This window comes from Cohnella sp. (assembly GCF_041640265.1).
GTDB lineage: Bacteria > Bacillota > Bacilli > Paenibacillales > Paenibacillaceae > Cohnella.
The window spans coordinates 1-26,471 of the sequence record NZ_JBEQAP010000058.1; the positions used below are offsets into that span (position 1 = coordinate 1).

Below are 26,471 nucleotides of genomic sequence, written 5' to 3' on the forward strand. Positions count from 1 at the left end.
TAATGGTTTGAAGAGTTTAGTGGACAGATATAACTCACTACGGAATATTTCATGAACCGCCGTATACCGAACGGTACGTACGGTGGTGTGAGAGGTCGGGAGTTAATCACTCCCTCCTACTCGATTTTTTATCAATCTAAAATGTCCAGCAATTAGGGGTAGTACCAGCGAAGCTTGACACGACACCAAATGGTGACCCACAATAAAAGCATCACTAAATGGTGTCCAATTAGGAATTAGTCATTTGGAAAGTTGGAACCTGAATAAGTTTCACTTGAAACAATTATGAGGAGGTAGCGAAATTAACGGCTGTACCTTCGTACCACCAATAGATTTCTACTACAGAATGGAGAGGGTGTTGTGAGCGAGAACAACCAGTTGCGGGATGTGTTTGATGCGGTTGCAGATCCAACCAGACGCCGACTGATTCGTCTGTTAGCAGAGGCAGAGGAGATACCGCTTCATGAATTAACGGCACAGTTTCAAATGGGCCGTACAGCGGTATCCAAGCATTTGACCATCCTTAAAGATGCCGGAATGGTACTTGACCGAAAAGTCGGCAGAGAAACGCGATTTAGTCTAAACGCCTCTCCACTCAGAGAAATTCAAGATTGGGTGGCTTTCTACAGCAAGTTCTGGAGTACGAATTTATTGCGCTTGAACCAACTATTAGAGGAGGAAGAAGAATGAGTTTAACATTATCCTTGGATTTTCAGTACACGACATCGATCGAGAAGCTTTGGTCCGCCTTAACCGACTCAAGCAAGCTTTCCAAGTGGGTGGCCAACATCCACACAGGTGAGGCGATGGATAATGATTTTAAGCCCGTCGTAGGGCACCGTTTTCAGTTTCGCACTCAGCCGTCCGAATATTGGGATGGCATTATTGACGGAGAAGTGCTTATCGTGGACGCACCAAACCGGGTGTCCTATACTTGGGCCAGCGGAGGGGAGAAGCACACGGTCACCTGGACGCTGCAAGATTTAGGGGACGGAAAGGTTAATCTTCATCTCGAACAAACCGGAATCTCAAATGAACCAGCTCTCAATGGAGCTAAGTATGGCTGGAGTAAATGGTGCGGCGAGCTTGAAAAGGCATTGGCCTAGTTGTTATAGGAAGGAGAACCATATGTATATCATTTTCATTGTTTTACAAAGTTTTCTGCTCGTCTCCATGGCCTTTGGCGGCGGAAGCAAGCTGGCTGGCGCGAAAAATTTTGTTGAAATGTTCGATTCGCTTAAACTGCCGCAATGGTTTCGAGTTATCACGGGGCTCGTTCAACTAGCCGGGGCAGCCGGACTTGTTATCGGATACTGGTATCCTTTAGTAGCCGCATGGGCAGGCATTGGGATTGGCATTACAATGCTGGTGGCATGCCTTTCACATTTCAGAGTCAAGCATCCTGTCGGAAGTGCGATGCCGGCCTTTGTGATTACTTTGATTGCAGCCACTCTGGTAGCAATCAAATGAGTACACTAAAATTGAAAAGGGGTGTTTCTTGATGACAAAAGGTGAAAGGAATCCTAAGATTGATCCTTTTTTTAGTAAGGCTAAAAAGTGGAAGGAAGAATTCGAGTTGTTGAGAAATATCGTTCTTGACTGCGAGTTGACCGAAGAGTTTAAGTGGATGCATCCTTGTTACACGTTTCAGGATAAAAACATTGTTTTAATACATGGATTTAAAGAATACTGCGCGCTTCTGTTTCACAAAGGTGCCTTGTTAAAAGATCCCCATGGTATCCTAATCCAACAAACGGAGAATGTACAGGCGGCGCGCCAGATTCGGTTCACCAATGTTCAAGAAATAGATGAGATGCAGCTTATCTTGAAAACTTATATCGATGAAGCCATTGAAGTTGAAAAAGCCGGTTTGCAAGTGAACTATAAAAAGAATACGGAATACATCATTCCTGAAGAATTACAAAATAAATTCGTTGAAATCCCTGACTTGAAAACTGCTTTTGAAGCATTGACTCCGGGACGGCAAAGAGCGTACATTCTTCATTTTTCTTCACCCAAACAATCCAAAACTCGAGAGTCAAGGGTTGAAAAATATTTGCCTCATATTCTAGGCGGAAAGGGCTTAGATGATTAGGATATTCGATGAGAAAATTCGGGAACAAAAAGATTTTATAATGACCAAAGCACTCATATAACATTTCTGTTAGAGGAGGATTTAACATGTCATTTTGTTTTATTGGAGTTGATCATGTCCAATTAGCGGCACCAGAAGGTTGTGAGGCAGAAGCCAGAACGTTTTTTAAAGAGTTGTTAGGCTGGACGGAAGTACCGAAACCTGAAAATTAAAAAAAAACGTGGTGGTGTTTGGTTTCAATGTGGTAATCATCAAGTTCATATTGGGGTTCAAAAAGATTTTGTACCCGCAACCAAAGCTCACCCAGCATTTCATGTTCAAGATTTAGATAGTCTAGAGGAATACTTGCTTCAAATGAATACCCAAATAATTTATGATGATGCACGCAGCGATGAAGGTATCAAACGATTTTATCTAAAAGATCCATTTGGAAATCGACTCGAGTTTCTTGGGTATCTGTAGAAGGAACATTCAGAGTTATGGACATTTTCCTGTTATTAAAGGGTTTAGCAATTGGATTTTCTATTGCTGCCCCTGTTGGACCTATCGGTGTGCTTGTGATTAAAAGAACACTATCACAAGGACGAGTTTACGGATTGCTATCCGGATTAGGGGCAGCAAGCGCAGATTCTAAGATTATCAGATCGATTATACAACCCTCTCTAACAAGATCCCCACTTGATCTGCCATGACATGAGGCGGATAAGGCATTCCATTCGTGATCCACCATTCCACTACCCCTACGAAAGACGTTCCCATAAATAGAACCATAACATCTTCATTCAATCCGCGATTTTTTTCTTCGGTTATATCCACTTCCTCTTTGTACTCTTCGATAAGAAATTCAAGGAACCGAGTACGAAAGGAAGGGGCTCCTTTACTCGCTAACATCGTCGAAAAGAATAAATAATTACGCTCAAAGTATTCGAAAAAGACCAGGTTCGCATCTCTCCAATTCATTTCACATGCCCATACGCTGATTTCCCGCATTTCGTTAATATGTTCTTCAATGAGCTTATCTAGTAGATCAAATTTATCCGTGTAATGAAGATATATGGTTGCTCGGTGAACATTTGCCCTATCAGAAATATCCTGTATGGTAATGCCATCAAAACTTTTTTCAGACATCAGTTCAATAATAGCTTTTTTTATTGCTTCTTGAGATTTGAGTATTCTTCTATCCACTTTTGCCATGAGGAACTCACCAAACTTTCTTAATTAATCAACACTAAGAGGTAAATTGTAAAATAATCGACAAATAAGTTTAATTTAACGATTGCAAGCATTTTGTTTCTGTTTATGATTATAGACAGATGTCGACTAATCGATCAATATCGATTATATAGGGAAGCTGGAAATGTGGAAAGTAATTTTTTTAATTCAAAAACTTCAGTTTCAAAAAGAAAGGATTGTCTCTTATGTGCAATATGGATAAAAACAAGACCTATGTTCTAAGTGTCCCAAGTGCAAAAGCAGCATTTGAACGGACTAACATTGAGCGGAGAGCACTACGACCTCTAGATATCCTAATAGATATTAAGTTTAGCGGTATCTGCCACTCCGACATTCATAGTGCATACGGGGAGTGGGGTGGTGGAATATTCCCAATGGTTCCAGGTCACGAAATCGCCGGAGTTGTGGCAGCTGTAGGAACAGAAGTTACAAAGTTCACTGTAGGCGATCGTGTTGGAGTTGGTTGCTTTGTTGATTCCTGCGGAGAATGTGAATATTGTCTCCGTGGTGAAGAGCAATTTTGTACGAAAGGCGTTATCTTAACCTATAATGCATTGGATTACGATGGGGATCCAACATACGGAGGGTATAGCCAAAAAATAGTGGTGACAGAAAGGTTCGTTGTTCGCATTCCAGAAAGTCTAAATTTGGATGTAGCAAGCCCACTATTGTGTGCAGGTATCACAACGTACTCTCCTTTGAAGCATTGGAAAGCCGGCCCAGGCAAGAAGGTTGCCATAGTGGGAGTGGGGGGCCTTGGCCACCTAGCAATCCAATACGCCCATGCATTGGGTGCTGAAGTAACTGTCTTGAGTCGATCTTTGAATAAGAAAAATGAAGCTCTGAGTTTTGGCGCAGATCATTACTTTGCGACCAGTGATCCGGCTACATTCACGAAATTGTCAGGTCGATTTGACCTCATCTTAAATACAGTGTCTGCAAATCTTGACGTTGATGCGTATTTATCGATGCTTCGCGTAGATGGAACGCTTGTAAATGTAGGTGCACCAGGCACGCCGGATCAGTACAGTGTGTTTTCCTTAATTATGGGTCGACGCAGTATTGCCGGTTCGCTCGTTGGTGGTATCCAGGAAACACAGGAGATGCTTGATTTCTCCGCTCAACACGACATCGCCCCTAAAATTGAGGTGATCAGTGCAGACCAAGTAGAAGAAGCGTACGGTCGTGTTCTCCGAAGTGATGTGCGTTATCGATTCGTTATTGACATCTCCACTTTGTAACTCGTCCTACGCGGGAACCGAAAGGAGATTTCACTTATTATTCCCCTTGGGGAAAAATTAACCTTGGTTAAAGGGAGGAAAAATGAAATGAAAACGAAAAAACATTCGAAACCGATCCATTTGATGTTTATTATGGTAATGGTCGCGAGCATTTATGGACAAACGGCATCAGCATCTGAAGATAATCTGAAAGCAGATACCCTAAACAGTTTAGGGTTATTCCTCGGAACCGATGCTGGTTATGAATTAGAAAAACAAGTTACCCGTACCGAAGCTGCGATCATGCTGGTTCGTCTGTTGGGCATGGAAAAAGAGGCGCAAAACGGTAACTACAGCCATCCATTTACCGATGTCCCTGCCTGGGCAGACAAATATATTGCTTATATGTATAGCAACTCTTTGACCAGAGGCGTAAGTGACGAGGAATTCGATCCTGACGGTTTATGCAATCTGCAAATGTATTCTGCCTTTGTACTTCGATCATTGGGTTTCGAGGATGGCAGTGACTTTACCTACGGGACGGCAATAAAAGCAGCTGGTCAGCTTGGACTGTTGGATACGATCACCCACACTTTCCTTCGCGGCGATATGGTTGCCGTATCTTATTCCGCGCTATCAACCAAATTTAAAAACAGCGATCACACCATGTTAGATAAATTAGTGGCCGACGGTGCTGTTGACGCCAAGGCCGCAGAGCCTGTGCAACAATTATTTGCGGGTATAGTTACCAACGAAAGCGCCGCAATTACCAATGATTCTTTAATTGATAATTATGGTGTAGAAGATGCTAGGATAAAGTTGACCTTCGGCAACGAGGAAGTCATTGTGAACATGTATGATAATCCAACAAGCAGAGATTTTTTAACACGGCTCCCATTAACATTAACTTTTGAAGATTATGCAGAAACCGAAAAAATTGTTTATCTGGATAATAAATTATCTACAGAAGATGCATCATCAGGAAGCGATCCGTCCGTTGGAGATTTCGCTTATTTTTCCCCTTGGGGGAATTTGGTTTTATACTATAAAGATTTTGGCTATTCAAATGGACTTATTATGCTGGGCAAGATTGAATCTGGAATGGAAGAGCTTGCAGAAAAGCTTAGAAATATGAGTGGTGATTTTACAGTGAAAATTGAAAAAATGGAATAATGGAGAGGTGATTGGAGTTGAATCAAGTCATACCCATTTTGTTTGCAATACTTCTAATCGCTGGGTGTTCTGCTAATGAACAACAAGATCCTGTAGTTGAAGAACTAGAAATAATTGGAGAAAATCTACAGGTGCCTTGGTCTATCGTGAAATTGGGGAATACCTTCTATTTAACAGAAAGACCAGGGAGCATCGCAAAAATTGAAAATGGTGAAATTGAGCGACAAAGGGTGGAACTCGAGAAAGAACTTGTGACGGCCTCAGAGGCAGGGTTGTTAGGGTTCGCGCTCGCTCCTGACTTTACGAAATCTAATCTAGCCTATGCGTATTATACATATCATGACGACTCCGGCCAATTTAACCGTATTGTAACTCTCCGTTTGGATGATAGCGTATGGAGAGAAGAGAGTTTGCTTCTCGATCATATCCCGAGTGGTTCTTACCATCATGGGGGAAGGCTTAAGATTGGACCTGATGAAAAGCTTTATGCAACTGCCGGTGATGCATCTAAATCAGATATTGCACAAGATCCCAATGGATTAGGCGGAAAAATCTTAAGAATGAATCTTGATGGATCAATACCAAGTGATAATCCGTTTCCCAATTCCTACGTGTATAGTTATGGACACAGAAATCCTCAAGGAATTGCCTGGTCAGTTGACGGCACTCTCTATGCAAGTGAGCACGGTAGTAATGCAAATGATGAGATCAACAAAATAGTAGCCGGTCAAAATTATGGCTGGCCGATTATTCAAGGCTATGAGCAACAGGATGGCATGGTGACACCGCTATTTACTTCCGAAGATGAAGCAACTTGGGCACCTTCCGGAATGGACATTTATAATGACAAATTGTATGTTGCAGCATTAAGAGGATCCGCGGTATTAGAATTCGACCTTGAAACAGGCGAACAACGTGAAGTCATCACCGGACTTGGCAGAATTCGAGACGTGCAAATTGAAGATAATATCCTGTATTTCATTAGTAATAATACAGACGGCCGTGGTATGCCACAAGAGAACGGCGATAAGCTATACAGAATCTCACTTTCAGAATCAAAATAACATGAAAGCTGTACTACTCAATGCTGCCTATCACGGTCGGGGGAGCGATAGTTCAATAAAACAGCGGCAGTTTTGGACTTTCGAGTCCATGCTGCCGCTGTTGCTATTACTCGGGTCAGTCTAATACTTTAACCCATGTATGCTCCTCATTAGAGAAGTGTCGTTGCCTATTTATCTAACAATGAAAGATTCCAAGTGGTGGAAGTCATTAACGATATGTATATTCCTTCTTAGGAGGTATAATATATTAATCTGTTTCAATATATTCACTTAGGTGGCGAGCAATATGAAAAAGATATTGGCATTTGTACGAAAGAAAAATATGCTATTTAAAATCATTCTCTCCTATGCGCTCGTCGGTATTTTGTTTATTGCCGGATTTTCATATGTCATTTTGCATAAGGTTTCAAGTGATTTAACGAAAGAGGTCAATGAAACCTCCTCTAGAATGATAGAACAGTCCTACAATACGGCTAACATCCTTCTATCATCTACCTTTGATTATTATTCCCAATTGTTTCTAAATAATGAATGGATTATTAGTGCAATGAATGGAAAAGACTTCACAACAGGTGAGATGTATAATATTAACAGTCAGCTCAATAATTTCATTCAGGACAACCCATTAGTTTCTTCTGTATATGTATATAACTACAATATAGAACTTGTCTTTTCCTCGGCAATGACTTTCAGCACCATTGACAATTTTTTCGATAAGGGCATGACAGAGTTGCTGGCACAGAAGAATATGTACGAGCAAAGTATTTTGATCCCCCGGAAGGCAGTCTTTACGTTTCCCAATAGCACGACCGCAGAACCCCAAAATTTAATCTCGATCGTGTATTCGAATGTAATGCCTGACGGATTCCAGAACAGCATGGTTGTGAATCTCGACCAAAATGTGCTGCAGGAGCTTGTCATGAAGGGAAGCAGCGAAGGGATGTATCAAATGATGATCGTTAATGATCAAGGACTCATCATTTCCCGCCCTGACGATGAGATGTTACAGGATAACGATGCGCTTGAAGAAATAATGAAGTCTATTCTGGGTAGTAATGAAAAACGCGGGAATTTGACTTCCAAACTTAATAACAAGACTTATATGGTATCTTACGTAAAAGCGGATCGGCTTGGTTGGAACTTCATTATTTTGGCCAATCAAGATAAGCTGCTAGGCAAAGTGACTGCACTCCAAAGCTTTATCTTAAAAATGACCCTTCTATGTTTAGCAATTATGGCGATTACCTCGGCATTCTTCACCAAAATCATATATGTGCCAATTTATCATTTAATCAAAAGAACGTTACCGACGACAGAGTCCAAGGAAAAGCCGGCACTTAATGAGTACGATGTATTAAATAAATCGTTTTCTTTGCTGGAGAATAAAGTGAAGACCCTTCAATCCGACATCAACCAGTCGGTATCGGCCCGCAAGCAGAGCCTCCTACGTTCCATATTGCATGGGACGGCAGGAAATGGCGCCGAAGTACAACATGAGATGAAGAGGCTTGATCTTGGTTTGGAAACGGATCGATATGTGGTTTGTGTACTTAAGATGGATGCCTTCCATGAAATGTCGGAGAAATATGATATGGTCGATATTTCGTTGTTGAAATATGCCATTGTGAATATTAGCAGGGAAATTGCTTTGATGTCCCATAATTTGGAAATCATCGAAGACGGCTATGATTCGCTTGATCTGATATTTAATATTGGTTCTGGCGAAGATCAACACGAAGTGATAGTCAAGTCGATATTGACAGAGATTCAGATGAATGTAGAAAAATTTCTGAGAATAACCGTGACAGCATCGATTGGTCCTATCGCAGAAAAAGTTGAAGACTTGAAGTTATCAAGACTGGGCGCTTACCAAGCTGTTCACTTCAGATTGGTATACGGAACAAATAGCTTGATCGCTTATGAGGACGTTCTCTCGGAAGAAACCAAAGAATATGAATATCCCGTTGAATTAGAGAAGCAAATGATGAACAGCTTGAGGGCAGGCGAAATGGAGCAGCTTCGGGAGTTGTCAGCTGATTTTTTTGTGGTGATCCATCCATTCAAGTACGATGAGGTTATCCTTTCGCTTGTACAATTGTTGGTGATGACCATTCGAACGGCCAAAGGAATGTCAAGCTTTGATCGTGAAGACGCCGATTTGGAAATTCATACGTGTCAACAGCAATTATTGCGATTGGATACACTGGAACAAATCGAGACCTGGTTTCTTTCGTTATGTGGAAGAATTGTCGCGATCCGAGACAGAGAAGCAAGGTCCAAAAATAGCAAGACGGTTGAAACAATGGTGGCATATATTAAAGAACACTTTACGCAACCCGATCTATCTTTGGATGTATTATCGCAATTGGTCGGTTTGTCGACCAGATATGTAAGACAGCTTTTCAAAGAAGAGACAGGCAAGTCAGTCGCGGAGCATATTGCCGAGCATCGATTCCTTAAAGCGCAAGAGCTCCTGATCCATACCGATCATTCCGCTAAAAAAATAGGTGAAATGGTCGGATTTGAAAATACGAGTTATTTCTATGTTTTGTTTAAAAAGCATGTAGGGATGTCGCCGGATCATTACCGCAGGGAAAATAAATTGGAAAGCATGATGATGTGACTGACGGATGGCCGCTAGTTTCCTTTACGGAACTAGCGGTTTTTATTTTGCGATAAGAAAGTATAAATTTCTATGTCTTTATACTCATCTTATCGCTCGATACAAACGTCTACTGCCGTCCCAAGGACGGCGAAGCCGTTTTACTTGGTCTGAGACGCTTTTCTGCGAAATTTATTCAATATGCCGTTTTTTATATACGTTAATTTCCATTTTCGTACAATGTGCCTTATGTTAGCCTTTTCGAAATATCGTGTGGTCAGGCATATTGATAACACGCAACAAAAAAAGAAGTCATGGGGGAGGATGTAGATGGAAAGGTCCATATCGTATCAAAACCAACCACAAAAAATAAACACGAAGAAGAAAAACTCGTTTTTTCAAGAGATTCGCAAAAATCATTTACTGTACCTTCTGACTTTGCCCGGCATCCTGCTAATCTTTGTTTTTGCTTACTTGCCGATATTCGGGATCGTCATTGCCTTTCAAGATTTCAGACCCATAGAAGGAGTTTTTGGAAGCCCTTTTGTCGGTTTTGAAAATTTTCGGTTTTTTTTTGAATCTACTGAAATATTTCGGGTTATATTCAACACCGTATTTCTGAATTTAATGTTTATATTTAGCACGATGGTCGTTTCCGTTTCGATTGCGATCATATTTTCGGAGATCAATTCCAAAAAGTTCAAAGTATTCACGCAAACGATTGTAACCTTGCCCTATTTCTTGTCTTGGACGGTTGTCGCCATGATCGTATCGATTTTCTTACCGTATCAAGGCGGAATGGTGAATCAAATCTTGAACATGTTCGGGGTCGAATCCATTACGTTCTACAATGAAGCCAAATACTGGCCGTTTTTCTTGATAGTTACCAAAATTTGGCACGCGGCGGGCTTCGGGTCTATCGTCTATTTGGCCACCATCTCCGGCATTAATCCCGAAATTTATGAATCGGCATCGATGGATGGCGCAAACAGGTGGAAGAAAATATGGCATATCACCCTGCCTATGTTGAAACCGACGATCATCCTGCTGATGATTCTGGCCATGGGCGGAATCTTCTACGGTGATTTTGGAATGATCTATGCCATTGTCGGTCCGAATGCCCTCTTGTATCCAACCACCGATGTAATCGATACCTACGTGTATCGTGCGCTGATGGAATTAGGCAATATCAGTATGTCATCGGCTGTTGGCGTATTTCAATCCTTTGTCGGTTTTATACTTGTACTGACTGTCAACCAAATCACGCGCAAATATTCACCCGATTCGGCGTTGTATTAATACAGGATAGAGGAGAAGAAATATGAACATAAAAGAAAGTACCGGAGACCGTCTGCTGCTTATCATTATGTACGTGGCTATTATCGTTTTTGCTATCGCTTGTTTGGTGCCGTTCGTTACCGTACTCAGCTCATCGCTGTCCACAGAAACGGCGTTAATGAAATATGGCTTCAAAGTGTTCCCCAAAGTGTTTTCGTTAGATGCGTATCAGTTATTGTTAAAAAACGACACGATCTATAGATCCTATGGTGTAACCCTCTTTATCACTGTCGTCGGGACCGCTCTCGCCATGCTGGTTACGTGTGCCATGGCCTATCCGTTGTCTCTGCGTTCCTTGAAGTACCGAAACTATATCATCTTTTATGTTTTCTTTACGATGCTGTTTCATGGCGGACTTGTTACCAGCTACATTCTGATCACGAAGTATTTGGGAATGACAGACACGATATGGGTGCTGATCATTCCATCGTTGCTTAACCCGTTTAATATGTTCTTGATGCGCAACTTTTTCAAATCAATTGACGAATCATTAGCGGAATCGGCTAAAATCGATGGCGCTAATGAGATCTATATTATGTTTCGAATCATGATTCCGGTTTCTTTACCCGCTATGGCGGCTATCAGTTTGTTCTATGCCATTGCCTTTTGGAACAAATGGTTTGAGGCGATGCTCTATATTCGAGATCCGAATTTGTTCCCGCTGCAATATTTGATTAAACGGATTCTCGATAGTGTCGAATTTAGTCAGAAGCTCGCTCAGGATATTACTATAGCCGAATATGCGACTCCTACGTTGACAACGAGGATGTCCGCAACGATTGTCACGATCGGCCCGATTATCTTCTTGTATCCGTTCGTTCAAAAGTATTTCGTTAAAGGCTTGTTGATCGGTTCTGTTAAAGGCTGATCCCACTGATGGGCTAAACCCGCTATGGCGGTTTAGTATAGATACACCAAATTAAGGGAGGAAACAGAAAATGAAAGTCAGATTCAGAAAACTCGCTTTACCCGTACTTGCACTGCTTCTTATGTTGAGCACAGCATTGACAGCTTGCTCAACCAAGGAACCAGCCGCCAGCAATAGCGGCAGCGCATCGCAAGCAACAGAAACGGAAAAAGAAACAAATGCTGCACAAACTCCAGACCCGGTAACGTTGAAGTTCATGTTCTTCGGCGATAGGCAGGCAGATTTGGATAAGGTGCTGGCCGAATTCGAGAAACGTACCAAAGACACACTAAATACCAAAATCAATTTTGATTTCGTCCCGGGTGCTGAGTTCAGACAAAAACAGCTGTTAGCCATGTCTACAGGCGAATCTTTTGACTTGACCTTCGATGCGCCTTGGGCAACGCTCTTTAACCACCTCAGTCTGGGCTACTACCAGCCGCTTGATAAATATTTCAACAATGATGAATACCCGGGACTGAAGAAAGCGTTCCCTGCGGAAATGATGGAAAATAATAAAGTCAACGGCCACATCTACACGATTCCTTTCCAAACGGCTTATTCCGATCCTTTCATTATTGCTATCCGTAAAGATATCCGGGAAGAACTCGGCTTGCCGCCGGTCAAATCGATGGAGGATTTAGAAAACTACCTGGAAGCTGTAAAGACGAAGCATCCTGACTATACACCGTTTAGTATTGGAGGCCGTGGTATATTCCGTCTTGGCATACCAGAGGAGAAAGGGCGCACAGACATTCGACTTGCAGCTATCAAACCGGAATCGTTTACGGGTGGGGTACCGTTCAGCGTTGCTATCTCGCCAGACGGGAAGAAAGTGCTTGGCGCTGCAACCATCGGCGATCCGGAATCCGCATTCGCCAACTTCCCGGCGCCGTTTAACACGCACGATTCGATTTACGGCCATTTCGGGACGAGAGCGGAGTACTATGGTAATGGGTACACGAACAAAGATCCATTATCGAAACAAGCAGTAGAAGCACTTGATAAGAACAAAGTTGCTGCAATTGAAACGACCATCTACAATTTGACGAAAAATACGTTGGACTTAAAGAAAATTAATGCCAATGCGGATTATGAGCCTTTCTTCTATACGAGTGATGATATTCGGGATATGAAGCCCGGCGCGATCCGCACCACCTTCATTGCCAACAACAGTGCGGTTGTTCCCTCAAGCTCGAAAAATGTAGAACGCACCATGAAATTTCTGGATTGGATGTTCAGCAGCAAAGAGAACCATGACTTGATCGAGCTGGGGATCGAAGGCGATCATTGGACTGCGGTTGGAGACGACGGATACAATACGACTGATAATAGCTCAAATTATATTTTCCAAGGCTATGAAATGACCTGGAATCCGACTTTGTCCAGAAATAATATGAGCAATTCTCCGGAAATGTTGAAATACATTGAGTATGCAAAGGACACGAATAGCTACTACCAAGTCCCGCTAGCTGCCTTCGTCTTTGATACAAAACCGGTTACAACAGAACTCGCAAAGCTCAATCCTAAGATCCAGCAAGCAGCAGATATTCTGATGACTGGCTTGGACCCGAAATGGAAAGAATTTGCTCAGAATAGTAATAAAGAATTGCGTGCCTTGGGCTTGGAAAAAGTACGTGAGGAAGTCCTCAAGCAAGTCCAAGCTTATCTTGATGCAGGCGGCAAGTAATCTTCAGAGAAGTTAGCAGACGGCACCTATCTTTGATGGGTGCCGGTTGTGTAACTATGGAGGAGAAAATCGATGAGCTTCGTCTTAATAAGCAATTTGAGTCGAATCTAGAGGTGAGAGGTATGATGATAGAAGCATCATATGGGGGAAATTGTATTGGCTTGAGTTTGGATCAGGATGGGAAACTATGGTATACCGTTAAGCGTAACGGAACAACTATGGTTATGTCTTCAAGGCTTGGCCTGTATCTTGCAGATACCCCTCCTTTATGTGAGGGTCTCAAAATCAGAAGCGTTACAAAAAGAAATGCGGATGGTGCATGGAACCCTTTGTACGGTGAACGGGCTGTAATTGATGAAAGCTTCGAAGAGGCAACCATTTGCGTGGAAGATGACTTGGGCAGGATAATGGGAATCCGTTTACGCGCATATGCCGAAGGAACAGCTTTTCAATACTTCTTGCCCGAACAGGAATCTATTAATCATTTCACCATTACTTGTGAGGATACTAGATTTACCTTTCCTCAAGGAAGTATGGCATGGGAAGAGCATGGAGTTGAAGGAGAATATTTAGTAAAACCAGTGGCAGACGTAAGCGGTTATTGTGAGCGTCCATTTGCCGTGCAATTACCGGAAGGCGGATATGTTCTTATTCATGAAGCCGGCCTGATTGATTATGCCAGAATGTTGATTGTAAAGGATGAAGAAGCCGAAAACACTTTAAAAGTCCATTTGTCAGGACATTTATTCGGGCTTTTTAGCCAAGATGATTATGTAGGGTATGGGTTTACATTAGATGAGGATGAACATGATAGTTTAGTTTCCTATGTAAAAGGACAAACGCCATTTGCCACGCCATGGCGTACTTTTATACTTGCAGACTATGCAGCAGAGTTGCTATGCCGGAGCAATATGGTACTGAATCTTAGCGAACCCTGCAAGGCGGTAGAGTTTCAATATGTTAAGCCCGGGAAGGCCTTGAGGGATATGCTGCTGTCCACTCAAAGTGCGTTCAGCTGTATAGATTTTTGCGCAGACCATGGGTTCCAATATATTCTTTTTGATGGCGGCTGGTATGGATCGCTTGAAGGTGAAGATAAGGCCAGCGACCCCAGAAGGGAAGCGCCGGACCGTGACCTGGATCTAATGAAAGTCATTTCCTATGGGAAGGAGAAAGGAATCGGCGTTTTCATCTACGTAGACAGAACGGCTGCAGAGCCATACCTGGATGAATCACTGCCTGTATGGAAGGAATGGGGAATAGCAGGCATAAAATTAGGTTTTGTGAAAGTAGGGCCTCAAGAGTGGACGCGTTGGGTTGTGGAGGTCGTGAAAAAGTGCCATGAATATGGCTTAATGGTAAACATTCACGATGCTTATCGCCCAACAGGTCTTTCACGTACTTATCCCAATTTGCTTACGCAGGAGGGGATTCGGGGGAACGAGCATTTTCCTACAGCCTCACATAATACAACATTACCTTTTGTACGGTTTCAGGCTGGTGCGGGCGATTATACGATTTGCTATTATGATCAACGATTGAAAGTGACTCATGCACATATGCTGGCTATGGGCGTTATAGTTTATAGTCCTATGCAGATGATGTTCTGGTATGATAAGCCATCTGATTGGAAAGGTGAGCAGGAAATACAGTTTTGGGGGAAGCTTCCTGTGATTTGGGACGAGTCAATCGGAATATCAGGAGAAATAGGAGAATATGCAACGATTGCTAGACGCAAGGAAAGCGACTGGTTTATCGGATGCATAAATAATGAGAAGGCCCGTACTGTGGAAATTCCGCTACATTTTCTGGATGATAAAAAGAAATATATTGCACAAATTTATGTAGATGTACTGGAACTTGATACGCGCACAAAGGTTGAGTTGAAATCTGCTGAAGTTACAAAGAAATCCATACTTGAGTTTAATTTGGAAAGCTCGGGAGGAGTAGCCATATACTTACAATTGGTTCCGTGAAGGGATAACGGATATCGCAATATTGAACAAGTGAGGGGAAAACATGACTTCTGCAACAAATGACGTGATCACCTACGCGGCTCCTGAGGGGGCAGTCGAAAATTCAGATTATACGGTGCGCGTTCGACAAGGCCAAGGCGAATGGCGACCATTGTTTTGTTACAACGTGAAGGTGGACATGCATGATGTGCGGAACGCCTCCATGGTTTATTTCGATTGCGCCGGCGCGGTTGAAGTTGAAGTGATCAAGAATGAAGGCGAGATTCATGACGTGGCGATCCGCCCCGCATCTGCGGGGGTGGGGGGCGTCGTCAATGGAAATCAGGTGACATTCATAATCGACGGGCCACGAAAGCTGTCGCTCGAGGTGAACGGAGACCGATTCCACAATTTGCACATCTTCGCTAATCCGGTTGAGGAAGACGCGCCAATACAGGACGATCCGAGCGTCTTAGTCGTTGCGCCGGGCACACACCAGACCGAAGATCTTCAGCGTCTGATCACGCCAGAAGTATCGGTCATCTATTTCAATGCTGGCATACATGTTCTGGAACAGCCGCAATTCCGCTTACCCTCTGGTGTAACGGTATATCTAGCCGGAGGATCGGTCGTCTATGGGGCATTTATCTGCGATCATGTACGGGAGGTGACGATCCGGGGCCGTGGGATCGTATATATGTCCGATTTCGAGAAGACAACCTATTATCGCGCCGTTGAGATTCTGTTCTCCGAGCATATTGCCGTCGAAGGAATCATTGTCATTGATCCGCCCCATTATACCGTTATGATCGGGAGTTCCGAGCATATCTCGATCAGCAATATCAAGTCGTTCAGCACCCGCGGATGGTCGGACGGCATCGACATGATGGCAAGTAGCCATGTGGATGTTGACGATGTGTTCATGCGAACGTCAGACGATTGCATCGCGGTTTACGGCAGTCGCTGGGATTATCAGGGGGACACACGGCACATCGCCGTCCGCAATTCCGTCTTATGGGCGGACGTGGCTCATCCGATGAATGTCGGCGGGCACGGCAATCATGAGAAAGGGGACGTTGTCGAAAACATCCTGTTTGAAAATATCGATGTGCTCGAGCATCATGAGCCGCAGCCGTATTACTGGGGCTGTTTGTCGATTAATTGCGGCGACAACAATACGGTCAGGAATGTGACTTACCGTGATATCCGAATAGAACATTTCGAGCTCGGACAGCTAATCGACATTCGCGTGCTCTTTAATCCGAAATATAATCCATGCGCCGGCTTCCGGGTGGAGAATATTTTCTTTGACAATATCGCGTTCAACGGAACTTGCGACAACCCGTCGCTTATAGCGGGCTTCGATGAGTCTAGATTCGTAAGGGGGGTAAAGTTCCGGAATTTGCGAATCAACGATCGGCATATCCTCAGTCCGGAGTCCGGAAATATCCGGATTGGAGAGCATGCACATGACGTCGAGTTCACCTAATGCAAGTCGGATGAAATGATTGAAATGGAGGCTCCAAAGGACAGTAAGAATGTAGAAGAAGCAAAAGCATTCGAGAGTTTCCATTTATAAGCTTATAAAAATTATTCGTGAGACATATAACGAGGAATTACTGAAAAAAATGCTTTAAATAAAGGGAGTCAATGCAGCCCGCCTCATCACGATGAGGCGGGCTGCATTTTACATGTTTTGTGTTATTCAAAACGGATGTAATTAGTGAAGGGAAGCACCCGGATGTTGCCCGATTCGGCATCCGTCACCGGCTTCCCGTTGATCGTAACATTCTTGAATACGATATGCTCGACCGTCCTGTCCGCATCGTATCCGCCGATCTGCGACGGATTGCCGTTATACCCGGCGAAAGAAATATTTTCGTAGCGGATATGCTCGATCCGTTTGCCCGGTACCGGATTGTACTTCGGATTGAAGAGCACGCGGATATCGAACAGCCGTCCGAGCTCGAACGGTTCAACCCGAATGTTCCGATAGGTCACATTCCGGACCGTATTGTTATCGCCGGCATTAATCGACATGCAGCCCCGATAGTCGGGCTGCGGCTCATGGTGCTCGAGCACATCGATATTTTCGAACAGGACGTTCTCGATGACGTCCCCTTTATGGTGATTGCCGTGCCCGCCGACATTCATCGGATGAGCCACGTCCGCCCATAAGATGGAATTGCGGACGGCAACATTCCGCGTATCTCCTAGATAATCCCAACGGCTGGCGTAAACCGCGATGCAATCGTCGGAATTGCGCATAAACACGTCCTCGATCTCAATATCCGAGCTGGCCATCATATCGATCCCGTCCGACCAGCCTTTCGTGCTGAACGCTTTGAAGTTCGCAATCCGGATTTGCTCGGACTTGCCGATATAGATGCTGTAATGCGGCGGATCGATAAGGGTAATTCCCTCGACGCGTATCCGCTTGGAGAAGATGATGCGCACCCCGCGGAAAGCGGAAAATCGCCCGAATTCGGTCAAGTAAAGAACGCCTCTGCCGCGGACCGTGACATCGCTGACGGAGTCGCATACCATCGAGCCTGCGACCACCGCTCCGCCGGCGATGTAAACCGTCTTCCCCGACGGGATACGCAGAATCACTTCCTCCAAATGGTGCATGCCCGGCCCGAAATAGAGCGTATGCGTCATACTGCCGTCTGTTCCCGCAGCCGTCAGGAGCGAAAGAAGGTCTTCGGTCCGATGGATGCCCGGTTTGACATAAGCGACGCCCGGCCCGTCAGGAGACGGCGCATCCTGCTCGAGCGGGTTGGCGAACAGATGCAGATTGTGGAACCTGTCGCCGTTCACTTCCACCGACAGCTTTTGAGGACCGTCGATGGTAAACTTGATCGTGTTTCCGTCAAGCGTGTAAGCAACCCCGCGCGACAACGGTCGAATCACACAGTCGATTACGGTCCCCTCGTTCTTCGTAACCTCAATCTCAATCGGGCCGGAGCAATCGAACATCGCCATGGAGGCATGACGGACCTGATGCATGTCCACTTTGACGTCATAGACGAAGAGCTGCTCCCATTCGCCGCCCGTCGGTCTTGCCTTGACCGTGAAATCGCGATTTTCCGCTACACATGCGGTTCCCGGATACTTAATGAGCTTAATTATCTTAAATCCCCCCGTCTTATATGATAATAATGCATTATATACCTCTATTGTATTTCCTGTAACAATTGCATCCTATATAAAATAAACGAAAACGGATATAAGATTATGGAGGTTTTCTATGAAGCGACGCGTAGTTTCCGTCTCTTCGGCGGAGCTGCTTCCCATGCAGCTGGAAACGATCGGAACGCTGGAAGGAATGACGCCCGAGATGTACCGGAAGCTGTATGGCGCAGGTACAACTTCGGAGTAAGGAATGTTCGCCTGGTGTCGTCGGTGTGCCGCTTATTGGACCGACACTGTGCTCATTAAAACGCCTGTTAAGTTGCTTCTGGCAACGTAACAGGCGTTTTGTGCGGTAAATAGAAGATCAGTGTCTGAGCTTTCTTCGCATTTCGGCTATTCGCCCGTGTTTGCATTTCGTGATATGCGGTAGGAGCTTGCGGATACCTGGTAATGTTTCTTGAAGGACTGGCAGAAATGCTCCAGCGTTGAATAGCCAACCTTATGTGCTATGGAGCTAATTGACAAGGAGGTTGTCCTTAGAAAAAAAGCGGCAGCGTTTAATCTGGCTACCGTTCTCTTCTTCATGAAAGTGGAGCCGTAGTCTTCCCTAAGCGTTCTTTCCGTCTGCCTTTTGCTTAAGCCAAGTAGATTAGCCAAATCCTGCAAAGTAATTGCGCTGTAGTTAGTGAGGAAGCTTTCTTCTATGAGAATGAGCCGGTCATCGTCAAGCGTTCGAAGAAGGGGCTGGCGAATGGACGGACGATTGTCAGTATAGTTTCTTATGAGCTTGATGACTAGCTGCTCAATGATCTGCTTAACCATTCTGTCGTAACCAATATATCGATGGATTGTTTCAGAGGACAACTGTTGGAAGGAATGGAGCATATTCTGCGTATCTTGTCCGAACCAGAATAATGTTTCCTTAAGCAGCTCGGCCATCGTGTAGCTCTCTTGTTCTTCAAGGGTCTTCGCAGGATAGGGCCAGGAGGGTCCTGGAATGATTTCGAAACAAATGCAGTATTCAGCCATGGGATCATTCGGCGACGTTAATTGTTCATGCGCAATATCAGGTCCTGTCATAAATAAGGTGCCTGGCGTAATAGGATATTCCTGCTCGTTCGCGATAAGGGTGCCATAGCCGCCAGGAATGTAGTGAAGCTCGTAGCTTTTGTTGCTATGGCTATGTCTATGCATGGAACTGTAGAAATAACCGAATCTCACATAGAGCACGTTCAATACGTAATCGCCAATCGCGATTTTCACATTCATGTTGTCGAAATTGATCGCAGGGTATTCCAAATACGTTTCCCCCAGACGTTAGATGTATGCTTTCAGTATAACGTGTAAAGCTTCTCGCATGTGTAACAATCTGTGAAATAACGACATCTTCTGTTGAAATACGTCATTTGAATCCATTAAAACGAAATGGGTGAACGAATATAATGGATGCCATAAGGAATTCTTTTTTGGAGAAGGGGAGCTAGGATGAAGATCCTAAACGTAGGTCCGAGAGCGGACGGCATAATTCCTTTGGAGCAGCAGGAAGTACTTCTCAAGCTAGGCCAATGGCTTCGGACATACCAACCTTAATCTATGGTTAGTTGGCGCCTGGTTTATCGCTTGTCTCGCATTTAATTTCCAGCACACACACCTACGAAAAGGACACCTGTTTATTGGAAATGAACCGTTTTCATGAGTTAGTTTATCCATCTATAATCGGAATACGGAAACAAAATAATGCCGAAGGATGGTGATTGTTATTCCTAATAGTGTATTTCTAAAGCGATTTCATAAACAATTACCCTTTCAGGTTTTTGTCGGACTGGGAATCTTGTACTTGCTTATTTTCAGTTACATTCCTATGTTCGGTATCATTATCGCATTCAAGAATTACAAAATATCAACCGGAATAGAAGGAATATTCTCAAGCTCGTGGGCTGGATTATTTCATTTCAAGAGCTTAATTGAGGACTATAACTTTCCAAACCTCGTTCGCAACACGCTGACGCTGAGCATTCTCAAGGTTATTTTCTCCTATCCAGTTCCGATCCTCTTCGCGATTATGCTTAATGAGGTCAAGCATTTGTTCTTTAAGAGATTCGTACAAACCGTCAGCTACCTGCCTCACTTTATTTCGTGGGTTGTCGTTACCGGAATTGCATACGCTTTCTTCTCAACGGGATATGGTGTTTTTAACGATCTGCTGCTCTCGTTCCACATCATTCAGAAGCCATGGGATGTGCTGACGAATCCCGATTCGTTCTGGGGATTGGCGGTCATGACCGCGATTTGGAAAGAGGCAGGCTGGTGGACGATTATCTTTCTAGCCGCACTCGCTGGAATCGATCCGGCGCTTTACGAAGCTGCTGAAATCGATGGCGCGAGTCGAATTAAGAAAATTTTGTACATTACGCTGCCGGGGTTAAAGAGTGCGAGCATCGTCGTTCTGATCTTATCGATCGGAAGTATGCTGGGTGGGGGACTCGTTGGATCAAACTTTGAACAATCCATGCTGTTGGGTAATGCAATTAACAACGATACATCGCAGATCATTCAAACGTATGCATTCAGGGTTGGATTGGCGGAAGGCAGATTCTCGTATGCGACGGCAATCGATCTCATGCAATCTATCATATCGGTATTCTTAATATTTACAAGTAACGCCATAGCCAAGAGAGTATCCGGAACTGGTCTATTCTAGTGAATTAACCTAATAGAGAAAGAAGGTGATGAGTTCTTGCGAAGAAGAAGATCGAAGGAAGATTGGCTGTTAGATAGCTTTATAACGATTGTTCTTATCGTGATCGTATTCATCACATTATACCCTTTTTACTACATTCTCCTTATTACTCTGAATGCTGGAACGGATACGAATTTAGGCGGAATGTACTTATGGCCGAGAGAGTTTTCACTGGAGAACTACATTACCTTTTTCGAGGATCCTAAATGGCTCAGCGCTTTTGGAGTTACGGTACTGAGAACTTTAGTGGGAACAATACTAGGTGTATTGTTTACGAGTATGATCGCTTATGGATTAGCCAAACGGGATTTGATGTTCCGAAGAACTCATTTTCTAATTGTTATCGTAGCCATGAATTTCTCCGGCGGATTAATCGCCTTCTATATCGTACTCAGAAGCTTGGGACTGATTAATTCCTTCGGCGTCTATGTTATCCCTGGAATGCTCAATATTTTCTTCCTGCTCATAGCCATCTCTTTCTTCAGAGAAATTCCAGAAGAGCTGGGGGAATCGGCACGTATTGACGGTGCAAGCGAAATTCATATATTCGCGAGGATAATCCTTCCCATTTCCTTGCCGCTGATGGCAACGATGAGCTTGTTTCTCGGTTCAGGACACTGGAATGCTTGGTTGGACTCTGCTTACTTCGTGCAGAACGAGGAGCTAAGAACGCTGACTTACCGCATGATGCAGGTGATCAATCAATCCATGGTTCCAAGCGCAAATACGCAAGCTGCAGCCACTATGTCCAGATCATCAGTAACCCCGTTCTCTATTCAGGCAACGGCTATGGTCGTATCTATCGTTCCGATTCTGGGTGTTTATCCGTTTCTGCAGAAGTATTTCGTATCGGGTATGATGCTCGGTTCCGTGAAGGGTTAACAGCGGTTTTTCAGCCGAATTGTTTGGACGCAAACGAGGAAGCTCTAAAATAAACAATTATTTATAGGGGGAATGGAATGTGAAAAGAAGCATTAAAACGTTCACCATGCTTTTTGCAACCCTTTTATTTTTGGGGACGGTTCTTGCTGCATGCAGCTCTAATAAAGAACCAGCCAGTTCCAGCCAAGCGAGCAATGCTGCTAGTGAAAGCTCAAGCGAGGCTAGTAGTACTCCCTTAGATCCGGATAAACCTCCCGTTGAATTAACGATGTTCGTTGACGCAACCTGGTATCCGTTCCAGGATTGGACGGGTGAAATACCTGAAGCGATAACCAAAGCTACTGGTGTCAAACCAAAAATTACGGTTGCAACAGATGACAAGCAGTTAGCCCTGATGGTGGCTTCAGGGGATTTGCCGGACATCGTTCTCTCTTTCAACTGGACGCTGATGTCGGATGGGAATTTAAGCTATCCATATAATGAGATATTTCCTAAATATGCACCAGACGTAAAATTCGATCCCATCATGGAGCTTGTAAATACTGCAAAAGACGGGAACTATTACGCCATCCGTAATGATTTCTCGACGGAAGCAGAATGGAAAGCCAATCCTTATGCTCACATGATGGTTCCAGGCCTTACATTGCGCAAAGACATATTGGAGGAAATCGGTAACCCACCAATCAAATCACTTACGGATTTGGATAACGTATTTGCTCAGGTAAAGGAGAAATATCCCGACATGACACCGCTTCTCCTTAATCCAAACTGGAAAAGACCGTTCTTTGATACCCAATTCGGTGCAGCGGGCGGCGGATTCGCCGATCAGGATGGGAGCTTAGTGTATTATCTGAGACAGCCAGGTCTCCTAAAATCCTTATTGTATATGAATAGCTTATATCGTAATGGATATATCACATCGGAAAATTTTGCTTACAAGAACGAGACCGAGACAGAACAAATGATGAAAGCTAGCAAGGCATTTTCCTACACATGGACCTATTCGGGAGCTGATCGCCTGAATTCAATTGCAAAAGAAGAAGGATTATCCTTCGTTCAGTTGGCAGAGCCATTGAGTCCAGAAGCAGCGATCTATAGTAACGGCACTGGAGGTCTAGGCCTTTATGTGAGCCGAAGCAACAAGAAACTGGAGGATACGGTTAGATTTCTGAAATATTTGTATTCAGATGAAGGATGGAAAACGGCGCAATGGGGTATCGAGGGCAAAGACTGGAATATGAATCCAGCCGGATATCCGGAATTCACCTTTGATATGAATGACTTGGAAACACTTAAGAAAAAGGGTGTTTACTGGTGGGGTGTTCCAACGGAAACTGGTGTCGGCATGGCGCTCAGCGGATATAAAGCAGGGTCTGAAACGACAAGGCAAGGAGAGCAGTATTCTAAGATCATTAAATTTAATCCGGCTATCGGCATGATAAATCCGGCAAGTGATTCTCCTGAACAGATCATTCGAACGAATATAGATACGATGGTATCAACAGAAGTCACCAAGGTCTATCTGGCTCCAACAGAGGATGAAGCCGTCAAGGCATTTAATGAATTGATGGCAAAAGCAGAGAAGATTGGGATGAGCAAGCTGGAAGCATGGGCGAACGAGCAATACGGTCCGCTAAAGGAAAAGTACGATAACTTGACGAAATAAGAAATTCTAACTCATAAGCAATGTCAGCCTGTTTAGAGGTGGACATTGCTTATGAGTTCATTTGCTTCAAGCTTTGGTTGTTCATTCCACATACGAGAGAAAAGAGCGGATCATGATAAATCCATTGATGCAGCTTACAGAGAAAATCGTGAATATGCGTATCAGCACGAAGATGATCATGGGATACTTGATTCTTGTTATGCTCCCCTTTCTTATTTTTGCTTTTTTTATCTATTACCAATTGTACGACAAAATGCTCACCCAATATCAATTGGCAAATCAGCAGAATATCGAGCAAGTGACTGGGAATATGGATTCAAGCCTTGCGAAGATAGAGTCCTTGTACTCGATCTTTCAGAATAATTCCGCCTTGATAGATTATCTGCAAGGGGAGTATACAGATGACAGAGAGCTTATTTATTCCTATCTCAAGGAAATTAGTCCCGCCATATCCTATGCTTATTTAGGTGAACCCTTTGTCAGCAAGATTACGATTTATCCTAAATACCAGAAGCGATTATTAACGGTGCCAGGTTTCCGCGGCTACAATGAAATCGATCAAAGCTTAAAACCGAATGAAATCGCTTCCTTACGTCCGGTTAAAGGATTATGGACGAAAACTTACACTTCCGATATGCCCTCTGTGGCCTACTTCCACAATATCTATAATGATTCGTACAAGAGCGATCTCGGGATTATTCAATTTGCCGTTAATCCTAGCCTGTTAAATGAGTACCTGCTAAAGCTAAGAAACCAACATCCCGGCAATGCTCTGCTTCTCATTGATCAGGATGGGAATGTCATATACGAATTAATGAGCGATGCTTTTACGCATTCCCAAATCTCGGATATCTTATCTGCAGTAAGAGATAAGAGAGATAAGGCGTTCCTAACGGATCGAAATCAATTGCTCATCAATTCCGCAAGCTTAAGCCGACTCGGGTTAACCGTGGTGGAAGTAAACAAGATAGATGCACTCTTCAAGTTCCTTCCGTCGCAGCAATTGTGGGCGGCCGGCGGCATCGCTCTTCTCCTGTTGTTGTCGGCTCTTTATTATCTAATCGTTACCTCATTAACCAAACGAATCATCCTCTTGTCGCGCCATATGAGAAGAGTAGGCTTGGATTCCTTAAGCAATCACTTCACAGGTAAAATCGGAAAAGACGAGATTGGTTTTCTGATTAACAATTACAACGCTATGATCAGTCGAATGGACGAGCTGGTTAACCGTGTTCAGAAGGTGGAGCTCCTGAAGAAGGAGGCGGAATTCAAAATGCTGCAAGCTCAAATCCAGCCTCATTTTCTGTACAATACCTTAGAGACGATGCGAATGCTCGCGAGAGGGAACAATGACCCTACGGTTGCTGAGATGGCCTTCTCCTTAGGCAATATTCTTCGATATAGCTTATCCAAAGGGAAAGACACTACGCTTCAGGATGAGCTCGAAAACGTAAGAGCCTATATTGCCATTCATCAGATTCGCATGCGCGATTTGCATTTCGATTTAGATGTGGAAGAGGTTGTCTTGTCGGTTAAATGTCCCCGATTTATTCTGCAGCCTCTGGTCGAGAACAGCATGATTCACGGGTTATCGAAGAGACGAGGAAAGAAGAAAATTAAGATCCGTTTGCTCAGGGAGAAGGATTACGCAAGGATTGAAGTTTCTGATAATGGTATGGGAATGGATCTAGAGAAACTATCGATGCTTCAGCACATTTTGAATGGAAAAATGATAGACACCGCCTTTGAAACGGAAGGGACAGGGATCGGCTTGAGCAATGTAAGTGAGCGGATAAAGGCTTTTTTTGGGATGGAATCTGGTATTACCATTACTAGCACGGCAGGCGAAGGAACTATATGTACCCTTATACTTGCCCTGAAGGAGGATGGCCATGCTAAAATTGATGATTGTTGATGACGAACCGATTATACTGGATGGCATTCGGAGTATGATTGAGCAGGAGAAAACGCTATTTACGAAGATCGTGACCGCGTATGATGGAATTGAAGCCCTTGAAAAAATGGACTACTTTCAACCCGATCTAATCATTACGGATATCCATATGCCCGAGCTGAATGGTCTCGAGCTCATACGCAAAGCCCAAAAAAAGAATGTGGCCCGATTCATCATTCTCTCCGGGTACGATGTATTTGAATATGCGCGCAAAGCGATCCAGCTGCACGTGGCCGAGTATTTGCTTAAGCCGGTAAATCAGCAGGAGCTTACCGATATATTGAAGAGAATAGTTATTGAGTTAATGGAAGAAAGGCAGCTTGAGAGTGGTGCTGAAAGGGATCAAGACCAGCATTCCGCGGAGCTTAACGATAACGTAAAAATGCTGAAGGACTATATAGGCAGCAACTATATGAAGGATATTTCCTTGTCGGATGTCGCGGAGTACCTGAATTTGCATCCCAGTTACGTGGGACAAATATTCAAGAAAGAGACTGGCGATACATTTGTTAATTACATTAATAATCTTCGAATAGACAAGGCCAAGGAACTGCTGGTTGGAATGCCAAATACCTCCTTGGAAAAGATCTCTAGATGTGTCGGTTACGAAAACCATAGAACCTTCTATAAAGTATTCAGAAAGTACGTTGGTCAAACCCCCGGGCAATATCGAGAACATTTCAAACAGAATTAACCGTTGTCGGAAGACGAAAGGAATAAAAATGTTAGATAATACGGATAAGCGTAAGGTATACTAGAAAAGTTAATCAACGAAATGGTTCTTTACCGAACGTTCTCAATATGTTATATTAACGAT

General features: G+C 43.8%; 23 protein-coding genes and 2 pseudogenes. 22 read left to right on the top strand and 3 right to left on the bottom strand.

The features are described from left to right. Positions 1 to 360: 360 nt before the first annotated feature. The 6 genes and pseudogenes from ACESLK_RS26060 to ACESLK_RS26085 all read left to right on the top strand — a co-directional run. Positions 361 to 690 carry an ArsR/SmtB family transcription factor gene (locus ACESLK_RS26060; protein WP_373232724.1) on the top strand — a complete coding sequence of 110 codons (330 nt, stop codon included), beginning with the start codon at positions 361 to 363 and terminating at the stop codon, positions 688 to 690. Then, positions 687 to 1,106 carry an SRPBCC family protein gene (locus tag ACESLK_RS26065; RefSeq protein WP_373232725.1) on the top strand — a complete coding sequence of 140 codons (420 nt, stop codon included), beginning with the start codon at positions 687 to 689 and terminating at the stop codon, positions 1,104 to 1,106. Before ACESLK_RS26060 ends, ACESLK_RS26065 begins: the two co-directional genes overlap by 4 nt. A 22-nt stretch (positions 1,107 to 1,128) precedes the next feature. Then, a complete protein-coding gene (locus tag ACESLK_RS26070; RefSeq protein WP_373232726.1) occupies positions 1,129 to 1,470 on the top strand; it encodes a DoxX family protein in 342 nt (113 codons plus the stop codon). A 31-nt stretch (positions 1,471 to 1,501) separates the two neighbouring features. Beyond that, a complete protein-coding gene (locus tag ACESLK_RS26075) occupies positions 1,502 to 2,095 on the top strand; it encodes a YdeI/OmpD-associated family protein (protein WP_373232727.1) in 594 nt (197 codons plus the stop codon). A gap of 86 nt (positions 2,096 to 2,181) precedes the next feature. Next, positions 2,182 to 2,557, top strand: a pseudogene (locus ACESLK_RS26080) (VOC family protein). A 17-nt stretch (positions 2,558 to 2,574) separates the two neighbouring features. Further along, positions 2,575 to 2,727, top strand: a pseudogene (locus ACESLK_RS26085) (LysE family translocator); the annotation flags it as partial. A 16-nt stretch (positions 2,728 to 2,743) separates the two neighbouring features. Here ACESLK_RS26085 and ACESLK_RS26090 read toward each other — a convergent pair. Continuing rightward, positions 2,744 to 3,289, bottom strand: coding sequence for a TetR/AcrR family transcriptional regulator (locus tag ACESLK_RS26090; RefSeq protein WP_373232728.1), 546 nt, complete (start codon positions 3,287 to 3,289; stop codon positions 2,744 to 2,746). Between the two features lie 233 nt (positions 3,290 to 3,522). Here ACESLK_RS26090 and ACESLK_RS26095 point away from each other — a divergent pair, with 233 nt between their 5' ends. From ACESLK_RS26095 to ACESLK_RS26135, 9 genes are all read left to right on the top strand, one after another. After that, a complete protein-coding gene (locus ACESLK_RS26095) occupies positions 3,523 to 4,569 on the top strand; it encodes an NAD(P)-dependent alcohol dehydrogenase (RefSeq protein ID WP_373232729.1) in 1,047 nt (348 codons plus the stop codon). A gap of 87 nt (positions 4,570 to 4,656) precedes the next feature. Continuing rightward, complete coding sequence (locus ACESLK_RS26100; protein ID WP_373232730.1) at positions 4,657 to 5,721, top strand: cyclophilin-like fold protein; 1,065 nt, start codon at positions 4,657 to 4,659, stop codon at positions 5,719 to 5,721. Positions 5,722 to 5,738: 17 nt separating this feature from the next. Next, the gene (locus tag ACESLK_RS26105) at positions 5,739 to 6,785 is read left to right on the top strand and encodes a PQQ-dependent sugar dehydrogenase (RefSeq protein WP_373232731.1); all 1,047 of its coding nucleotides are present in this window, start codon (positions 5,739 to 5,741) and stop codon (positions 6,783 to 6,785) included. Between the two features lie 286 nt (positions 6,786 to 7,071). Continuing rightward, complete coding sequence (locus ACESLK_RS26110; protein WP_373232732.1) at positions 7,072 to 9,408, top strand: AraC family transcriptional regulator; 2,337 nt, start codon at positions 7,072 to 7,074, stop codon at positions 9,406 to 9,408. Between the two features lie 309 nt (positions 9,409 to 9,717). Next, on the top strand, positions 9,718 to 10,686 hold the full coding sequence (locus ACESLK_RS26115; protein WP_373232733.1) for an ABC transporter permease: 969 nt from the start codon (positions 9,718 to 9,720) through the stop codon (positions 10,684 to 10,686). A 22-nt stretch (positions 10,687 to 10,708) separates the two neighbouring features. Further along, positions 10,709 to 11,593 (top strand): carbohydrate ABC transporter permease, encoded by an 885-nt coding sequence (locus ACESLK_RS26120; protein WP_373232734.1) that lies wholly within the window; start codon positions 10,709 to 10,711, stop codon positions 11,591 to 11,593. Between the two features lie 70 nt (positions 11,594 to 11,663). Beyond that, on the top strand, positions 11,664 to 13,322 hold the full coding sequence (locus ACESLK_RS26125) for an extracellular solute-binding protein (RefSeq protein WP_373232735.1): 1,659 nt from the start codon (positions 11,664 to 11,666) through the stop codon (positions 13,320 to 13,322). A 125-nt stretch (positions 13,323 to 13,447) separates the two neighbouring features. Next, positions 13,448 to 15,298 carry a glycoside hydrolase family 97 protein gene (locus ACESLK_RS26130; RefSeq protein WP_373232754.1) on the top strand — a complete coding sequence of 617 codons (1,851 nt, stop codon included), beginning with the start codon at positions 13,448 to 13,450 and terminating at the stop codon, positions 15,296 to 15,298. 43 nt (positions 15,299 to 15,341) lie between these two features. After that, a complete protein-coding gene (locus ACESLK_RS26135) occupies positions 15,342 to 16,766 on the top strand; it encodes a glycosyl hydrolase family 28 protein (protein ID WP_373232736.1) in 1,425 nt (474 codons plus the stop codon). 212 nt (positions 16,767 to 16,978) lie between these two features. Here ACESLK_RS26135 and ACESLK_RS26140 read toward each other — a convergent pair whose 3' ends face one another. Next, on the bottom strand, positions 16,979 to 18,286 hold the full coding sequence (locus ACESLK_RS26140) for a glycosyl hydrolase family 28 protein (protein ID WP_373232755.1): 1,308 nt from the start codon (positions 18,284 to 18,286) through the stop codon (positions 16,979 to 16,981). 241 nt (positions 18,287 to 18,527) lie between these two features. Between ACESLK_RS26140 and ACESLK_RS26145 the strand changes: the two genes are divergently transcribed. Continuing rightward, positions 18,528 to 18,659: a hypothetical protein gene (locus ACESLK_RS26145; RefSeq protein ID WP_373232737.1), complete on the top strand. Its 132-nt coding sequence runs from the start codon at positions 18,528 to 18,530 to the stop codon at positions 18,657 to 18,659. A gap of 146 nt (positions 18,660 to 18,805) precedes the next feature. Here ACESLK_RS26145 and ACESLK_RS26150 read toward each other — a convergent pair whose 3' ends face one another. After that, positions 18,806 to 19,711: an AraC family transcriptional regulator gene (locus tag ACESLK_RS26150; RefSeq protein WP_373232738.1), complete on the bottom strand. Its 906-nt coding sequence runs from the start codon at positions 19,709 to 19,711 to the stop codon at positions 18,806 to 18,808. 186 nt (positions 19,712 to 19,897) lie between these two features. Here ACESLK_RS26150 and ACESLK_RS26155 point away from each other — a divergent pair, with 186 nt between their 5' ends. The 6 genes from ACESLK_RS26155 to ACESLK_RS26180 all read left to right on the top strand — a co-directional run bounded on the left by ACESLK_RS26155 (position 19,898) and on the right by ACESLK_RS26180 (position 26,348). Beyond that, the gene (locus ACESLK_RS26155; protein WP_373232739.1) at positions 19,898 to 20,002 is read left to right on the top strand and encodes an alpha-L-fucosidase; all 105 of its coding nucleotides are present in this window, start codon (positions 19,898 to 19,900) and stop codon (positions 20,000 to 20,002) included. Positions 20,003 to 20,243: 241 nt separating this feature from the next. Then, the gene (locus ACESLK_RS26160) at positions 20,244 to 21,113 is read left to right on the top strand and encodes an ABC transporter permease (protein WP_373232740.1); all 870 of its coding nucleotides are present in this window, start codon (positions 20,244 to 20,246) and stop codon (positions 21,111 to 21,113) included. A gap of 36 nt (positions 21,114 to 21,149) precedes the next feature. Further along, complete coding sequence (locus tag ACESLK_RS26165) at positions 21,150 to 22,034, top strand: carbohydrate ABC transporter permease (protein WP_373232741.1); 885 nt, start codon at positions 21,150 to 21,152, stop codon at positions 22,032 to 22,034. A 79-nt stretch (positions 22,035 to 22,113) separates the two neighbouring features. Then, positions 22,114 to 23,700 carry an extracellular solute-binding protein gene (locus tag ACESLK_RS26170; RefSeq protein ID WP_373232742.1) on the top strand — a complete coding sequence of 529 codons (1,587 nt, stop codon included), beginning with the start codon at positions 22,114 to 22,116 and terminating at the stop codon, positions 23,698 to 23,700. Between the two features lie 112 nt (positions 23,701 to 23,812). Next, positions 23,813 to 25,615 (top strand): cache domain-containing sensor histidine kinase, encoded by a 1,803-nt coding sequence (locus tag ACESLK_RS26175; protein ID WP_373232743.1) that lies wholly within the window; start codon positions 23,813 to 23,815, stop codon positions 25,613 to 25,615. Beyond that, positions 25,593 to 26,348, top strand: a complete 756-nt coding sequence (locus ACESLK_RS26180) for a response regulator transcription factor (protein WP_373232744.1) — start codon at positions 25,593 to 25,595, stop codon at positions 26,346 to 26,348. Before ACESLK_RS26175 ends, ACESLK_RS26180 begins: the two co-directional genes overlap by 23 nt. The last annotated feature ends 123 nt before the right edge of the window (positions 26,349 to 26,471 follow it).

Bases quoted from the DNA above. Each gene is read 5' to 3' on its own strand.
- ACESLK_RS26065 (WP_373232725.1), top strand. From the start codon at position 687: ATGAGTTTAACATTATCCTTGGATTTTCAGTACACGACATCGATCGAG.
- ACESLK_RS26070 (WP_373232726.1), top strand. From the start codon at position 1,129: ATGTATATCATTTTCATTGTTTTACAAAGTTTTCTGCTCGTCTCCATG.
- ACESLK_RS26075 (WP_373232727.1), top strand. From the start codon at position 1,502: ATGACAAAAGGTGAAAGGAATCCTAAGATTGATCCTTTTTTTAGTAAG.
- ACESLK_RS26090 (WP_373232728.1), bottom strand. From the start codon at position 3,289: ATGGCAAAAGTGGATAGAAGAATACTCAAATCTCAAGAAGCAATAAAA.
- ACESLK_RS26095 (WP_373232729.1), top strand. From the start codon at position 3,523: ATGGATAAAAACAAGACCTATGTTCTAAGTGTCCCAAGTGCAAAAGCA.
- ACESLK_RS26100 (WP_373232730.1), top strand. From the start codon at position 4,657: ATGAAAACGAAAAAACATTCGAAACCGATCCATTTGATGTTTATTATG.
- ACESLK_RS26110 (WP_373232732.1), top strand. From the start codon at position 7,072: ATGAAAAAGATATTGGCATTTGTACGAAAGAAAAATATGCTATTTAAA.
- ACESLK_RS26115 (WP_373232733.1), top strand. From the start codon at position 9,718: ATGGAAAGGTCCATATCGTATCAAAACCAACCACAAAAAATAAACACG.
- ACESLK_RS26120 (WP_373232734.1), top strand. From the start codon at position 10,709: ATGAACATAAAAGAAAGTACCGGAGACCGTCTGCTGCTTATCATTATG.
- ACESLK_RS26125 (WP_373232735.1), top strand. From the start codon at position 11,664: ATGAAAGTCAGATTCAGAAAACTCGCTTTACCCGTACTTGCACTGCTT.
- ACESLK_RS26130 (WP_373232754.1), top strand. From the start codon at position 13,448: ATGATAGAAGCATCATATGGGGGAAATTGTATTGGCTTGAGTTTGGAT.
- ACESLK_RS26135 (WP_373232736.1), top strand. From the start codon at position 15,342: ATGACTTCTGCAACAAATGACGTGATCACCTACGCGGCTCCTGAGGGG.
- ACESLK_RS26140 (WP_373232755.1), bottom strand. From the start codon at position 18,286: ATGCATCAGGTCCGTCATGCCTCCATGGCGATGTTCGATTGCTCCGGC.
- ACESLK_RS26145 (WP_373232737.1), top strand. From the start codon at position 18,528: ATGAAGCGACGCGTAGTTTCCGTCTCTTCGGCGGAGCTGCTTCCCATG.
- ACESLK_RS26155 (WP_373232739.1), top strand. From the start codon at position 19,898: ATGAAGATCCTAAACGTAGGTCCGAGAGCGGACGGCATAATTCCTTTG.
- ACESLK_RS26175 (WP_373232743.1), top strand. From the start codon at position 23,813: ATGATAAATCCATTGATGCAGCTTACAGAGAAAATCGTGAATATGCGT.
- ACESLK_RS26180 (WP_373232744.1), top strand. From the start codon at position 25,593: ATGCTAAAATTGATGATTGTTGATGACGAACCGATTATACTGGATGGC.